The sequence below is a fragment of the Candidatus Merdisoma sp. JLR.KK006 genome, assembly GCF_036941035.1.
Taxonomy (GTDB): Bacteria; Bacillota; Clostridia; order Lachnospirales; family Lachnospiraceae; genus Laedolimicola.
The window spans coordinates 25526-40575 of the sequence record NZ_JAYMNS010000029.1; the positions used below are offsets into that span (position 1 = coordinate 25526).

The 15050-nt window shown below is 48.5% G+C and carries 12 protein-coding genes; all 12 read right to left on the reverse strand.

Going from position 1 to position 15050, the window contains the following annotated elements; genetic code table 11:
- The gene (locus VSQ61_RS18060) at positions 1-1605 is read right to left on the reverse strand and encodes an FAD-dependent oxidoreductase (protein ID WP_334345782.1); all 1605 of its coding nucleotides are present in this window, start codon (positions 1603-1605) and stop codon (positions 1-3) included.
- Between the two features lie 13 nt (positions 1606-1618).
- Positions 1619-2293 (reverse strand): 4Fe-4S dicluster domain-containing protein, encoded by a 675-nt coding sequence (locus tag VSQ61_RS18065; RefSeq protein ID WP_160563611.1) that lies wholly within the window; start codon positions 2291-2293, stop codon positions 1619-1621.
- A gap of 182 nt (positions 2294-2475) precedes the next feature.
- A complete protein-coding gene (locus tag VSQ61_RS18070; RefSeq protein ID WP_334345783.1) occupies positions 2476-3330 on the reverse strand; it encodes an FAD/NAD(P)-binding protein in 855 nt (284 codons plus the stop codon).
- Positions 3330-4352, reverse strand: a complete 1023-nt coding sequence (locus VSQ61_RS18075) for a 4Fe-4S dicluster domain-containing protein (RefSeq protein ID WP_334345784.1) — start codon at positions 4350-4352, stop codon at positions 3330-3332. The genes VSQ61_RS18070 and VSQ61_RS18075 overlap by 1 nt, the downstream gene beginning before the upstream one ends.
- Positions 4353-5333 (reverse strand): 4Fe-4S dicluster domain-containing protein, encoded by a 981-nt coding sequence (locus VSQ61_RS18080; RefSeq protein WP_334345785.1) that lies wholly within the window; start codon positions 5331-5333, stop codon positions 4353-4355. It abuts the gene before it with no gap.
- Positions 5318-5764: a hydrogenase iron-sulfur subunit gene (locus tag VSQ61_RS18085; RefSeq protein ID WP_334345786.1), complete on the reverse strand. Its 447-nt coding sequence runs from the start codon at positions 5762-5764 to the stop codon at positions 5318-5320. Before VSQ61_RS18085 ends, VSQ61_RS18080 begins: the two co-directional genes overlap by 16 nt.
- The gene (locus VSQ61_RS18090; protein WP_334345787.1) at positions 5755-7740 is read right to left on the reverse strand and encodes a 4Fe-4S binding protein; all 1986 of its coding nucleotides are present in this window, start codon (positions 7738-7740) and stop codon (positions 5755-5757) included. The genes VSQ61_RS18085 and VSQ61_RS18090 overlap by 10 nt, the downstream gene beginning before the upstream one ends.
- 162 nt (positions 7741-7902) lie before the next feature.
- Entirely contained in the window at positions 7903-8295 is a 393-nt protein-coding gene (locus VSQ61_RS18095) for a 4Fe-4S dicluster domain-containing protein (protein ID WP_334345788.1), read from the reverse strand.
- Between the two features lie 13 nt (positions 8296-8308).
- A complete protein-coding gene (locus VSQ61_RS18100; RefSeq protein ID WP_334345789.1) occupies positions 8309-9097 on the reverse strand; it encodes a CoB--CoM heterodisulfide reductase iron-sulfur subunit B family protein in 789 nt (262 codons plus the stop codon).
- Positions 9098-9424: 327 nt separating this feature from the next.
- Positions 9425-10381 (reverse strand): L-lactate dehydrogenase, encoded by a 957-nt coding sequence (locus VSQ61_RS18105; RefSeq protein ID WP_334345790.1) that lies wholly within the window; start codon positions 10379-10381, stop codon positions 9425-9427.
- Positions 10382-11087: 706 nt separating this feature from the next.
- Entirely contained in the window at positions 11088-12233 is a 1146-nt protein-coding gene (locus tag VSQ61_RS18110) for a PD-(D/E)XK nuclease family transposase (protein ID WP_334345791.1), read from the reverse strand.
- Positions 12234-12855: 622 nt separating this feature from the next.
- Positions 12856-14355, reverse strand: a complete 1500-nt coding sequence (gene abc-f, locus VSQ61_RS18115) for a ribosomal protection-like ABC-F family protein (RefSeq protein WP_334345792.1) — start codon at positions 14353-14355, stop codon at positions 12856-12858.
- Positions 14356-15050: the final 695 nt, after the last annotated feature.

A 15050-nucleotide genomic window follows, 5' to 3' on the forward strand; every position in this document is an offset into this window, starting at 1 on the left:
TTATTTCGGCATACCAAAAGTATACTTAGGCAGAAGCAGCGGAGAAACCTCTCCCGTATGCAGATCCGCTTTCTCAAGCTCTCCTGCGTAAGCCTGAATGTGATCAAGGTTCATAGTTCCAAGAGTTACCTCTTTACACTTCGCTGCCGCAGCCTTACCCGCATTTCGGCCAAACACAATAATATCCAGCAGAGAATTACCCATGAGACGATTTCTTCCATGAATACCTCCCACAGCCTCACCTGCCACCAGAAGATTGGGAATCGCCTTGGTAAAGCCCTCACCGCCGATCTCCAGGCCGCCGTTCTGATAATGAAGCGTCGGATAAATGAGAATCGGCTGCTTTCTCATATCAATGCCATAATTCAAATACATCCTGAGCATAGCCGGAATCCGCTTCTCAATGGTTCCCTCGCCGTGAATCATCTCAATCATGGGCGTATCCAGCCAAATACCAAATCCGGTAGGTGTGGGCACACCCTTACCTCTCTCCTTGCACTCCCGAATAATAGAAGCCGCAGACACATCACGAGTTTCCAGAGGATGCATAAACGCCTCACCCTCCGCATTGATCAGCATAGCTCCCAGAGAACGCACTTTCTCCGTTACCAGAGCACCGAAGATCTGTGCCGGATAAGCAACGCCCGTAGGATGATACTGAATGGTATCCTGGTACAGCAAAGGAGCTCCTGCACGATAACCCATCACCAGACCATCTGCAGTTGCACCATAGTGGTTGGATGTGGGGAAATTCTGATAATGAAGCCGTCCCGCACCGCCGGTAGCAATAATCACCGTTTTCGCCTTTGCCACCTTGTACTCGCCCGTCTCCATATTTTGAAGCACGGCACCGGCCACCTGTCCCCTGTCATCCTTAATCAGCTCTACCGCCGCCGTAAAGTCCGCAATGGGAATCTGACGGTTCCACACCTCGTCACGAAGCACTCGCATAATCTCCGCACCGGAATAATCCTTGCAGGCATGCATACGCTTTCTGGAGGTTCCGCCGCCGTGGGTGGTTACCATTCTGCCGTCCTTATCCTTGTCAAACATCACGCCCAGCTCGTTGAGCCATTTAATCGCATCGGGAGCCTCCATAACCAGACGGCGTAAGAGCTCCGGCCTTGCGGCAAAATGTCCGCCTCCAAAGGCATCCAGATAATGTCGCTCCGGAGAATCGTTCTCCTTATCTGCCGCCTGGATTCCGCCCTCGGCCATCATGGTATTGGCATCACCGATACGAAGCTTTGTCACCATCATGACATTGGCTCCTGCCTCATGAGCCTCAATGGCTGCGGAGGAACCTGCGCCGCCGCCGCCGATAACCAGAACATCCACGTCATAAGCCGCATGATTCAAGTCAATGGGCACATCCTTGATCCGGCTGTTGGAGTGTAACAGAGTTCCCAATTCAAAGGGCACTTTCTCACCCTTGTTGGGTCCTACTTTTAACTCCTGAAAGCCCTCCTGGCGATAATCAGGATGAAATTTGCGGAGAAGCTCATCTTTTTCCTCGGCCGTCATTCTTCTGGGCTCCATGCCGATTCGCCCGGCTCTGGTAGCCTCTACCTTTTTAATGGATTCCAACATTTCTGCTGTAAACATATGTGCTCCCCTCCTATTTCTCAATATCCCTGTTGTTGTAGAGTTCTTTCATTTCCTCAATGGGCTTTTGCATAACCTGCTCAATAAGGCTGTCAAACTCACCGCTGTTAATAGCCTCCACACGCTCGGCCAGGTGCTCGGACTTGGGAGCAATGTATTTTCCGGTAAGACGTCTTGCAAGCACGCCCACCATGGGGTGAGAAATACCTGCCGGACAGCGTGAGGTACAGATGCCGCAGCCGATACAGTCAAAAGATTCCTCCGCACACTTCTCAAAATCGCCCCTCTGTGCGTATGCAATATACTGCATAACACTTAAGCTCTGGGGACAGCCCTTGGTACAGGCATTACAGCCGATACAGCTGTAGATCTCCGGATAAAGCTCCATCATAATCTTCTGCTTTGCCTCTACCTCATTGATATCATAATTTCTCTTATCCGTGGGGAAGAACGGCAGGGTTGCCACATACATTCCCTCCTGTACCTGGGTCTGGCATGCCAAACAGGTTTTCAGCTCGTTATTTCCCTTGATTCTGTAAATGGTGGCACAGGCACCGCAGAATCCATGACGACAGCCGCAGCCCCGAACTAATTTATAGCCTGCATATTCCATTGCGGTCATAATGGTTAATTCGGCCGGTACGGAATACTGTTTTCCAAAAAAATATACGTTTACCATTTCCTGCATTTTATTTTTACCAGTCCTTTCTGTTTATTATCTAAATGCTGCCTTGTAGAGCACACCTCAATTTCGCTTCCGCTCCATTTCGGTTGGGGCATTCGCCCCATACAGACAAAAGCTAAATCATTGCCTTACATGCAAGCATGACGGCCATGCTTTACCTTTTGTCTGTGCGCTGCTCATTGCTGTCAATACTCCGGCGGCAGTTCATCTATCTCATCAAACCTGAATACCGGCCCATCCTTGCACACATATTTAGATCCAATATTGCATCGTCCGCATTTTCCGATTCCGCACTTCATGCGAAGCTCCAGTGTGGTGTAAATCTGCTCCTTGGTAAAGCCCATCTCCGTAAGCCCCGCCAGTACGAATTTGATCATAATGGGCGGTCCGCAGACAAGAACTTTTTTGTCGGTGGTAAATCCAATCTCCTTTAAGTAGGAGGGAACAAAGCCCACATGGCCGTCCCAGCCCTCCTGCTCCCGGTCGATAGTCAGATATACATCCACGCCATCAGTCTTGCACCAAACCTGCTGAATCTCCTCTAACTGCACCAGATCGTCTGCAGAACGGGAGCCGTAGAGAATCTCCACCGTCCCGTAATTCTCCCGGTTATCCAGTACGTAGTTGATCACGGAGCGAAGAGGTGCAAGGCCGATTCCTCCGGCGATAAACAGAAGATTTTCTCCCTTAAGAGCCGTCTCCACCGGAAATGCATTTCCGTAGGGTCCTCTTACGGTAATCTCATCCCCCGGATTCATCCCGTGAAGCACATCCGTAAGACTTCCGCACCGCTTGATGGAAAATTCCTGAAATTCCTTGTTGGTTGGGGAGGAAGTAATGGAAAACATGGCCTCTCCCACGCCAGGTACGGACACCATGGCACACTGGCCCGGCATATGCTCGAAAAGCTTCTTCCCGTCCCGTCCTACTACACGGAATGTCTTAACATCCGGGGTTTCGGTACGGATATCTGTAATAACGCCAATCATTGGAATCAGCATGTCACTTTTATGATTTCCTCCGCAGGTACACTCGCCCATTACGCTTCACCTCCCAGTTTCTTAATCACCTTTACAATATTTAAAGAAGCCGGACATTTGCTCACACAGCGGCCGCAGCCCACGCAGGAGAACATGCCGTCGTTATTGGCCGGATAGTACACAAGCTTGTGCATAAAACGCTGGCGGAACCGCTGCATCTGACTGGTACGCATATTGCCGTGGGCCATCATGGTAAAGTCAGAGTACATGCAGGAATCCCAGCAGCGGTAACGCTGCACGCCGCTTCCCGTATTAAAGTCCTTGATATCGTAGCACTGACAGGTGGGGCACACAAAGGTACAGGTGCCGCAGGCCAGACAGGGCTGATACATTTCCTCCCACAGGGGAGAGTCAAACAGCTCCATGGTCTTTTCCGGGGTAAACCGGGAAAGGTCAAGATGGGAATAGGGAAGCTTTTCGATAATGGCCCGAATCTGCTTCTTCTCTTCCTCCACAGCCCCATCGTCCCCATCCGTAAATAGTGTCTTTACGCTATCGGTCAGAGCCTCGCCCTTTTCCGTCAAAGCTTTCCAGTAGAGCTCCTCACCTGCAAACCAGGTCGCCACATCCGCTGCCGGATTGGCCGCATCAATGCCGAACACCTTACAAAAACAGGTCTCCTCCGGCTCATGGCAGGCAATGGCTACCACGGTGCCGTGCTCCCGGCGTGCCGCATAAAAGCTGTCCACCGGGTCATTTAAAAATACATTGTCCAGAACCTTTAAGCCCTGCACGTCACAGGCCCGCATGCCAAATACCACAAAAGGCTCATCCGTAAGCTTCGCCGGATCGATGGAAAGCTTTCCGTCCTCATTTTTACAGCTATATAAAGTCTCGCTCTGAGGGAAGAAACAGTCCTTGCCGGATTTCACGGTTTTCAGGGTATCCAGATCCACCTGCACCTCTTCGGTCCAGAGACCATAGTTGGTCTGATCGGCTTTCCGAATAGGAAGAAACAAATCCTGTGCCCCGGCCATTGCCGCAAATAATTCCGGCAGACGGTCTTTCTTTATCTGATACATTTAGTGCTTCCCTCCTCTCTCGGTGACAACACTCGGCTCCACGTCCTCGAACGTATAATCAGTAAGAGGTGCACGGCTGTCCGTATCCTCCCCTGCCTGATAGGGTCCGTAGAACTCGTTGATATCCTTGATAAACTTCCGATTCAGGAGGTGAAGCGGAATTCCCTGGGGACATACCCGGCTGCACTCGCCGCAGTCCGTGCACCGGCCCGCCACATGGAACGCCCGGATCACATGGAACATCTGCTCCTCAAAGGTATCCACATTGGCTTTCTGGGCCGAGTCAAACTTATTGCTGTCAAAGACACATTTTAAGCAGCTGCAGGCCGGACAGGCGTTCCGGCAGGCATTGCAGCGGATACACTTGGAAAGCTCATTCTGCCAGAATGCAAAACGCTCCTTTGGCGTCATGGCTTCCAGCTTCTCCACCATCTCAAAACGGTTGCCTTTGGGTCCGGCTTCCTCCCCCTCCTGGGCACCAATCAGTTCGTCGTACACCTGATGGGTCTTACCCTTGCAGACGGTACAGCGTTCCAACAGTGCGTCGTCAAAGGGGAATTCCTTTTCCCCGTAAATGGTCTGAATCTTCAACATATCTCCATCCTGGGAAATGGACTCAATTCCCTTGATGCCTGCATTTTTAATCTTATCAATATCTAAAGTTCCCTTGCAGCCCACGCCGATGATGTAGGTCTTTTCCCGGTTTACCCGGTGCTCCTTAATGAGCTGATTGAAGCTGTAGGTATCACAGGGCTTCAAGAATACCAGGGTATTTCCCTCCATTTTCCCTGCCTGGATCATATATTTGCTTAAGTTAGCTCCGCAGAAGCCGTCGTACACGAAGTCCGCTAATTCCTCCGGGCTGTTAAAGTAGGCAGGCTCCGGATTGTAGCCCAGATCTCCCTGCCTCCATCCAAGAACACGTACCACGGTTCCGTCGGTAAGGAGTTCCTTTGCTCTCTCTACTAATCTTTCTTGCATCGCAAATCCCCCAATCTCACATTTTCGCCCAGGGAATGAATCTTGGCTACAAACTCATTCATGGTGGTGGAGAACTTCACGCCCTCTGCTGCGGACACCCATTCCACACGGGTCCGGCCGTTTTCCACGCCAAGGTAATCCAGCATGGAGAACAGCAGGGTCATTCTTCTTCTCGCATAATAGTTGCCGGTTGTATAGTGGCAGTCTCCCGGATGGCAGCCGCACAGGATCACGCCGTCGGCTCCACGCTGAAACGCCCTTAAAATAAACATGGGATTTACACGGCAGGAGCAGGGCACACGGATGATCTTCACGTCCGCCGGATAAGCAAGCCTGCTGCTGCCGGCCAGATCGGCTCCCGCATAACTGCACCAGTTACAGCAGAAAGCTACGATCTTAGGCCGAAATTCTTGTCTTTTTTCTACTTGCATATCGCATCCACCTCCGCAAGAATTTGTCGATTCGAGAAGCCCTGTAGATCCATAGCTCCCGACGGGCAGGCAACGGTACATGCACCGCAGCCCTGGCAGAGTGCACTGTTGACATTGGCCACTCTTCTCGTCTCACGGATGCCGTGATCATTAACCTCTCTCTCCTCATAGGAAATGGCTCCGTAGGGGCATACCTTTTCACAGGAGGAGCAGCCGTTACAGAGAAGCTCGTCGGACTTGGCCACACAGGGGTTGGTTACCAGGTGATCCTTGGCCAGAAGCCCTACTACCTTTACGGCGGCAGCACCGGCCTGGGCCACGGTCTCCGGAATGTCTTTCGGTCCCTGGCAGACACCGGAGAGGAAAATCCCCGCCGTGGGAGATTCCACCGGACGCAGCTTTGCGTGGGACTCGGTTAAGAAGTTGTTGGTATCAATGCTTGCGGTGAGCATGGTGGCAATTTTGCGCACATCCGGGTTGGGCTCAATGGCCGTAGCCAGAACTACCATATCCGTCTCCATGAGAATCCGCTTATTGTCGATTAAGTCAACACCCTGAACCAGAAGCTTGTCGCCTTTCTCCGCAACCTTCCCTACCTGGCCCTTAATGTAATTTACACCGTATTCCTCTACGGCTCTCCGGTAGAACTCGTCAAAGTTCTTACCAGGGGTACGAACGTCTATGTAGAATACCGTAACCTCCACATCCGGATACTTGTCACGGATGAGCATGGCGTGCTTTGCCGTGTACATACAGCAGATCTTGGAGCAATAGCTCTTTCCTCTCTTGTCCGCACAACGGGAGCCTACGCACTGGATAAATACCATGGATTTGGGCGGCTTATGATCAGACATACGCTCTAAGTGTCCCTTAGTTGGGCCTGCCGCATTCATAATACGCTCCAGTTCCAGGGAGGTAATCACATCGGGACTGGTACTGTAGGAATACTCATCAAACTTGTCAAGCTTGATGGTATCAAAGCCTGTGGCAACCACAATGGCTCCGTAATTCTGGGTTACAATCTCATCTTTCTGCTCATAGTCAATGGCTCCTGCCTGACACACCTTGGAGCAGACACCGCATTTTCCAGTCTTAAACTTGATGCAGTTCTCACGATCAATCACCGGTACATTGGGGATTGCCTGGGCAAACGGGGTGTAGATGGCACTTCTGGTATTAAGCCCTCTGTTGAACTCGTTGGGTGTCTTTTTAGAGGGACATTTCTCCTGGCAGACTCCGCAGCCGGTACACTTGCTCATATCAACGCTTCTGGCCTTTTTGCGGATATCCACCTGGAAGTCTCCCACAAAGCCGGATACCTTTTCCACCTCGCTGTAGGTGTAAATGGTGATCTTCTCATGGGCCGCAGCTTCCACCATCTTCGGTGTCAGAATACAGGCCGAGCAGTCCAGTGTGGGGAATGTCTTGTCAAGCTGGGACATTCTTCCGCCAATACTTGGGGTCTTCTCTACGATGTCTACCTCGTAGCCTGCGTCTGCGATATCCAGAGCCGTCTGAATGCCGGCGATTCCGCCGCCGATGACTAAGGCTCTCTTTACCACTCTGCTGGTGCCTGACTGTAAGGGGGCGTTTAAGGTTACCTTTGCGATGGCCGCCCTTGCCAGAATCACCGCTTTTTCTGTTGCTTCTTCTATATCTTTATGAATCCAGGAACAATGCTCACGAATATTGGCGATCTCTACCATGTAGGGATTGATGCCTGCACGCTCTGCCGCCTGACGGAATGTATTTTCATGCATTCTCGGGGAGCAGGAGCAGACTACAATGCCTGTCAGGTTTTTCTCTTTGATTGCCTCACGGATCTTGAGCTGTCCGGCTTCGGAGCACATATACTGGTAGTCCTCTGCGTGGACAACCCCCGGCTCTTTTGCCGCCGCTTCCACCACCCGGGCAACGTCAACGGTTGCCGCAATGTTGGTGCCGCAATGGCAGACAAATACTCCTATTCTTTGCACGTGATTCACCTCCAACCTTTCATATTTGTTCAGTACCCTCACAAATATGAGCAAAAATCCATTTAAAATCCCTGCGGGATGGGATTTTTGCCTGCTTGCGATAGGTCCTCATACGGACTTTGCAGTATAGGCAAAGTCCTGTCCTAAAGTTATCTGTATCCACTATTTGCTGTACTTCCGAAATGCACTTGCAAGGAGCTGCTGTGGAAGCTCTTCGTCGAGAAGCTCCGGCACCTCACCCGGTGTCAGGTAATTGCCGCCTCTCTCTCGAATCACCATAAGGCGTACCGCCTCAATCAGCTTCGCCGGCTTCACGTCTCTGGGACAACGCTCCACGCAGGCAAAGCAGGACAGGCATTTCCAGATGCTCTTTGACTCCAGAAGTGCTTTTACGTCTGCGTTCTGCACGTAGGAGACAAACTGATGGGGACGGATGTCCATTTCCTCATAGGCCGGGCAGGAGGCGGAGCATTTTCCGCATTTCATACATTTCTTTGTGTCAACACCGCTGATCTCTTTTAAGAGTTCAGCCTGTTCTTGTTCTGTTCTATGCATGTCTTCCTCCCCCTTATTCCTTAATGAGACCCAAGGCTTCCGCAAGAAGCTCCGTAATATAGTGAACGGGTACTTTCTTTGCACCGCCACTGTTCTTCAAGTTGTAAAGGCACAGGGGACAGGCGGTAATGAGTTCCTCTGCTCCCTTGTCTACAGCGGATTCCATTACATGATCAACCAGACTGCCGGCCAGTGCTTTCTCTTTCAGGGATATGTAACCGCCGCAACACTCGTTTCGGTAGGGGTAAACCACCGGCTCCGCACCCAGGGCCCGAATGAAGTCTTCTATAATGGTGGGATTTTCCGGATCATCAAATGCCATGACGCCGCTGGGGCGAAGCAGCATACATCCGTAGTAAGCACCAATCTTTCTGCCCGTCAGGGGACTCGCCACCTTTTCCTTTAATGTATCAAAGCCCACATGGTCTCTTAAGACCTCAAGGAAATGAAGTACTTTCGTCTCTCCCTCATAGGGGGTGTCAAGCTTTAAATAGTTGTTGGCTCTGGTCCGGATATCCTCCACATTCTGCATATCATCATTCACACGCTTGATGACGTGATGACAGGCGGAACACAGGGTTACCAGATCCCGGCCCTTTTCTTTTGCGTCGTTTAACGCACGCACCGCAGACAGCTTTGTGGCAATCTCGTCGGAAGCCTGGGGATAGACGGCACCGCAGCACTGCCACTCCTCAATCTCCTCCAGAGTAAAGCCAAGTGCCTCTGCTGACATTCTGGCATATCGATCCAGGTCCTGGGCCTTGTTTTTCAAGGTACAGCCCGGATAATAGCTGTATACCATTTGGCAAACCTCCTTCTTTTTTGATATACCGCAGCAGTTCAGGCAAAGGAAACTGCCGCAATGTGTTTCAAAGTAAATCTTTTAAAGTGAAATACAGTGAAATTTCAAATATACTTTACATGCTACGATTCACAGCTTCCCACCAGCAGACTGTCTGCTGATTTTTGACTGTGAATCGTGATTTTCCGCCTATAAAATCATTACCATCTGCTCCGACCGGCATGAATCTCAAAAAACAACCGGCATGTAAGCAGCAGTTGAAAATCCACTTTTAAAATTGTAACATATTTCTCTTAAGAAGTCATTTTCAATATGGTCTGATTTTTTCTAATTTTTGCTGCAGACATCCTTGATAAATGCTTTCAAAGTGTCTGCGGAGTGAACCATCCGCTTCTCTTCTTCTTCTGTCATGCTGATTTTCAGAACCTTGCCGATACCGTCACTGTTTACCACGCAGGGCAGGCTGATGCAGGAATCTGCCATCTCGCCATAATCCTCTCCCAATACATGAGCCACAGGAAGTACGGTGTTCTGATCCTTAATGATGGACTCTACAATACGTAAGGTTGACATAGCGATTCCGTCAAAGGTAGCGCCCTTTAAGGAAATAACATCTGCGCCGCCGGAGCGTGCCTTCTGTGCAATCTCCTCCTTTTCCTTTGCCCGCACCTCAGGGTCCTGAGAAAGGAAGTGATCCACCGGCTCCCCTGCCACGTTCACGCCGCTCCAGATAGGTACCTGTGCATCTCCATGCTCACCCAAAATATAGCCCTGGATATCACGAATGTCCACATGACAGCGCTCACTGATAAGATAACGGAAACGGGCCGTATCCAGAGAGGTACCCGTACCAATTACACGGCCGGTGGGCAGTCCGGTTTCTTTCTGAATCAAGTAAGTGTTTACATCCACCGGGTTCGCAACTACGATAATCAGCGGATTCTTGGCATACTCCATAATATTTCTGGCAATGCTCTTGGCTACGCCGGTATTGACCTTTGCCAGATCAAGACGTGTCTGACCGGGTTTTCTTGGAACGCCTGCCGTCACGATAATAGCCTTTGCGTCGGCACATTCCTCATAGCCGCCCTGACGCACACGTACCTGGCTGTAGAATGCGGTACCGTGGGAAATGTCCAGAGCCGCACCCTTGGCTCGGTCCTCATCTACGTCAATGATGACAATCTCGCTTACCTGGGTTTTCAGCATCAAGGTGTAACAAATCGTTTCTCCTACCTTACCTGCGCCAACTACAACGATCTTGTTTGCTGTTTCCTGACTCATACTTTTACCTCTCTCTTTCCTTTGATTCTGTTACGGTCCGCCCCTCAATGTCATGCATGATCTTCTGACCCTGGTATCATGTCATTTGTTAAACGCAAAAAGCTTACAAAGGCTTTGGCGGGAACAGTAACGAATTACTTCCACGTTTCGGGTCTGATTGATAATTTTATATCAATTGGGTTCATTATAGCACGTTGTTAAACAATTAACAACCCCTGGAGCGGATTATTTTGAAGTTTTTTTAAAACCAAAATACCACATGATTCCAAGGGAATCATCTTTGCTTTTTATTTATTTTCGATGTTTTTCTAATTTTTTCTATTTTTCGAGTTTTTTAACCGTTTTTGAAAATGGATGGGATTCGGGATGGATTGTTAAATTCTTAACTCTTCGGGTGAAAATGTGACCTTTTATTGTGAATCCATATCACGAACTTAAGCTTAAAAATTTAGTAACGGCTCCGAACAAGAACCACTGCCCTGACCAGTGCGTCCCTCGTGCCGGGCTGATAATCCTCCTGAGCGTAAATTCATGATATTGAACATGAATTTCTATGATAGAAAAATGGGGGATTCTGATGTAGAAAAGGCCGCCTAAAATAAGCCAAAACCCTTTTCGATATCCGATGGACTCGAACCGTCCGAACACAAGATAGGAAAACGGCTGATGGCTTATTTTGCAGCAGCCTCTTTATTGGATTATTTTATCAGGCCTGTTGTCCTTCCAACTCCCGAATCCGGCGCAGGGCCTCTTCAAGCTGTTCTGATTTCTGACGTTCACGCTCTTCCAGTCTGTCAGCCCGGCTTTTCTGTTGATTCAATTCCTCTCTCTTCTTCTCCAGCTCTTCTCTCTTCTGTTCCAGTTCTTCTTTCTTCTGTTCCAATTCTTCTTTTGTATGCTCCACTTCTTCTCTTTTCTGCTCCAGCTCATCCTTCGTATACTCTATTTCTTCTCTTTTCTGCTCCAGCTCCTCCTGCATCTCATCAATCATTAACTGCACCGTATTCCGGTCCAGTTCCCGAAGCTCTTTTGAAAAAAGTCCCATGATTTCCTCCATATTCCGGCACATCTCATATGCCTCTTCATACATGGGCTTAAATTGCGGATAGGCTTTGATTAGCTTCTCAATCTCCCCTGGTGCGTCCGCACTGAAAAACATAAGCCATGCATCCAGTTTCCCTGTAATACCTTTATTTTGCTGTGTTTCCTTAAAAATGTCAATAGGGATGAATACATATTTCTGCAGAAGTTCTATCTCGATTCCCGTGTCCGACTTCTGCTCAAAGCGGTGTATGTAGGTATGGGGATATTTGTGAAATTCCTGTTGACTTGTTTCAAACAGGATGATAGTATAAACGGATTTTATATCACGGTAACTGAATTTTTTGCGCTTCTTACTCCGCACACGTTTGTACTGGCGCAGCAAAAGATCCGCTGAATAGCAGGCGCTGCGCTCGCCGGGAAATTTGTAGCCTATCTTCTGTACCTCCACATTCGCCAGGCTTTTATCCTTAAGTTCCACCACAATGTCCGTAATCAGCAGAGAGCTTTCGTCCGCAATGCGGGTAGAATCGTTGGGAAGCACCGTATGAATCTTCACCTGGGTTCTCAGAATCAGCGATAAGAATTCATTCAGCCGCTCCGGTGCGCTTTCCGGGTTCATAACCTCCTTAAAAAATGCGTCGTATAGCATTCTCGGCCCCTTTGCCCCCGTACAAATATCCAGAAATTCCTCCTGCTGCTCTTTTGTCCAGGAAGCAAATAATTCGGAAAGCCTCTTTTTTCCATGTATTTCCGTCAGCACCTCCTTCCGTTCCCGAATCATGGGAAAATATTGTTTTAAATCTTCCATAAACCTGCTCCTTTCCTTAACTTGTCCATGTTCTTTGGACATACAGGGATACCCGTAGGGTATTTCCTTAATTTGTCCATGTTCTTTGGACATACAGGGATACCCGTAGGGTGTTTCCTTAATTTGTCCATGCTCTTTGGACATACAGGGATACCCGTAGGGTATTTCCTTAATTTGTCCATGTTTTTTGGACATACAGGGATACCCGTAGGGTGTTTCCTTAATCTGCATATGCTTTTTGTGCATAAAGGGATACCTGTAGGATGTTTACCTTAATCTGTGCATTTTTTACACGTAAAGGGATGCTCATAGAATATCTCCTTAATCTGCACACATATTTTTATTTTCTATCCCCACACTTACCCTTACACAAATTTGCTGAAAATCTCTCCGAACTGGAGATCTTGACAAAAGATATTCAGTAACAGACGATTGTCACTGGAAAAATATTCCTGTCCACAAACACATGCTAACACAAATTCCATAATTTTACAAGCAAAATATTGAACTTCCCTGAAGTCATCCAAAGAATGCAAAGAATCTCTCCAAAAATATAATTAAGGGACTGCCGCTTTAACTATTCTTCCACTCAAAGCACCAGCCCCTAAGCTTTTCTTATTAGCTATTTTCTCGCAGGAAGCTCCACCTGCTCCGCCCCGATTTCCTCAAGAAAGCTCCTGTCATGCTCCACCAAAAGCATCGTCGGCCGGTAGGTCCGAATCAGCTCTGCCAACTGCATTCTGGAAAAAATATCAATGTAGTTTAAAGGTTCATCCCAGATGTACAGATGCGCCTTTGCCAGAAGGCTTGCCGCAAGTGCCACTTTCTTTTTCTGACCCTCGCTGTAACAGCTCATATCCTTTTCAAACTGCACCCTTGGAAAGTCCAGTTTGCGGAGAAGAGCCAAAAAGAGATGCTCCGGCAGTTCCCGTTCTCTGGCATAGTCCAAAAGCCCGCCGGAAAGCCGGCTCACATCCTGGGGCACATAGGAAATCACCAGATTCGAAGCTATAAAAAGCTCTCCTCTGCTTTCTATTTCTTCTCCCAGGATTTTTTTCAAAACGCTGCTCTTTCCGCAACCATTTCGACCCTTGAATGCCAGCTGCATACTGTTTTTCAATTCAAAGCTTACGCCTTGGCATACCGGCTTTTCTCCATAAAACAGGGACAAATCCTCTGCCTTGATCAAACGCTCCTTATGGTAAGTCAGCGGAAACAGCTTCAGTTCCTCGGCAGTCTCCAGGTTGTTTAAAAGACCTTCCTTTTCCCGAATAGCCTTTTCCATGCGATGCTGGGTATTTTGGGAGCGTTTCATCATTTTGGCCGCCTTGTGGCCGATAAAGCCCCGGTCGGGACGTAAGCCCCCGGTGCGTGTTCCAAGCTTTGTTTTTTCTACTGCATTGGACCATTCTTCCGCTTGGCATGCAGCCTCCTTCAGATGAGAAATATCTTTTTGCAGCCTCTCATTTTGTGCCAGAGCATGGGCATCTCTTTTGGCTTTCTGCTCCTGCCAGGAAGTGAAATTTCCCTGCATCACGGTTATGGTCTGCCGCTCCAGCACCAATACGTGATCTACACACTGATCAAGGAACCATTTATCATGGGAAACCAGAAGGAAGCCCTTCTTTTTTCTCAGATATTCCGCTGTTTTTTCCCTCCCCTCCATGTCCAGATGGTTCGTAGGCTCGTCGATCAGCAGAAATCTGTTTTCTCCCGAAAAGAGCAGGGCCAGAAGAATCTTTGTCTGTTCCCCTCCGCTTAAGGTGCAAAAGCTGCGGTTCAGAACCTCCGAGTCCACAGAAAGCTCACCCAACTCCCGACATACTTTCCACAGCTCGTAATTCGGATTCAATTCCTCCAATAATTCCATCGTAGTCTGTGATGGGTGGGCGTTTTCCGGCAAGGTATATGGAAAATATACACACTCCATAGGTCCTGTAATCGAGCCGGAGTATTCGAAGACTCCGGTCAAGAGTTTAAGAAGTGTAGTCTTCCCTTTTCCGTTTCTTCCAATCAAGCCGCATCTCCAGTCTGTATCTATCTGCAGGTTTACATGTTCAAATATATTGTCATAGCTGCCTTCATAATAGAAGGTTAAATCATTTACTTTTATCTGTGCCATGCAGATCACATCCTTTCCTAATTTGCACATGCTTTTGTGCATAAAAGTATACCTGAAAGGTATACCTATTAAAATGCTGATGTTCCATAGAAGCACCGGCTATTGGAATGCCAAATCAAGCAAAAGAAAAAGCACGAAGAACTGATTCTTCGTGCCGCAAATACGCTCCCTCCCGGCAGTACGCATTTCCAAAGGCGTATATAAAAACTTATATATGACCTTCTGGCGCTGCCAAGATTATGCATCCATCTGCTATTTTTTATACACTGAAAGAATTCCATTTCTGCCGGGCATCCTAAGAGCAGCCGCCTTCGCCGCTGTGCTCCTACTCGCTGTTCACTTACCATTGTTTAGCAGAAATAAATAATCATCCTTTCAGCTCCTTTTCCTGTTCATGAGATCTTATTGAACGTTAGCTATTCAATAAGTGTACCTTGTGGAACAAAATCCGCCAGTCTCGAAGCATCCTGCATTCATAGGGTACTTCTAGAGTATACTTTCTTGAACAAAGTCCGCTGCCCCTCAAAGGAATATACATTCATGTTCCTGCAAGGGTATACCCTACGGGTACACCATAATGCATACCCCTTCGGGGTGGGTGGACTTCGTCCAATAAGGTATATCCTCTTAGACAAATTCTGTCCATCTCACAAGATATATATTGCATCTTCTTTAAAATAACAAAAAACAAAACC

Bases quoted from the DNA above. Each gene is read 5' to 3' on its own strand.
- VSQ61_RS18060 (WP_334345782.1), bottom strand. From the start codon at position 1,605: ATGTTTACAGCAGAAATGTTGGAATCCATTAAAAAGGTAGAGGCTACC.
- VSQ61_RS18065 (WP_160563611.1), bottom strand. From the start codon at position 2,293: ATGCAGGAAATGGTAAACGTATATTTTTTTGGAAAACAGTATTCCGTA.
- VSQ61_RS18070 (WP_334345783.1), bottom strand. From the start codon at position 3,330: ATGGGCGAGTGTACCTGCGGAGGAAATCATAAAAGTGACATGCTGATT.
- VSQ61_RS18075 (WP_334345784.1), bottom strand. From the start codon at position 4,352: ATGTATCAGATAAAGAAAGACCGTCTGCCGGAATTATTTGCGGCAATG.
- VSQ61_RS18080 (WP_334345785.1), bottom strand. From the start codon at position 5,333: ATGCAAGAAAGATTAGTAGAGAGAGCAAAGGAACTCCTTACCGACGGA.
- VSQ61_RS18085 (WP_334345786.1), bottom strand. From the start codon at position 5,764: ATGCAAGTAGAAAAAAGACAAGAATTTCGGCCTAAGATCGTAGCTTTC.
- VSQ61_RS18095 (WP_334345788.1), bottom strand. From the start codon at position 8,295: ATGCATAGAACAGAACAAGAACAGGCTGAACTCTTAAAAGAGATCAGC.
- VSQ61_RS18100 (WP_334345789.1), bottom strand. From the start codon at position 9,097: ATGGTATACAGCTATTATCCGGGCTGTACCTTGAAAAACAAGGCCCAG.
- VSQ61_RS18105 (WP_334345790.1), bottom strand. From the start codon at position 10,381: ATGAGTCAGGAAACAGCAAACAAGATCGTTGTAGTTGGCGCAGGTAAG.
- VSQ61_RS18110 (WP_334345791.1), bottom strand. From the start codon at position 12,233: ATGGAAGATTTAAAACAATATTTTCCCATGATTCGGGAACGGAAGGAG.
- abc-f (WP_334345792.1), bottom strand. From the start codon at position 14,355: ATGGCACAGATAAAAGTAAATGATTTAACCTTCTATTATGAAGGCAGC.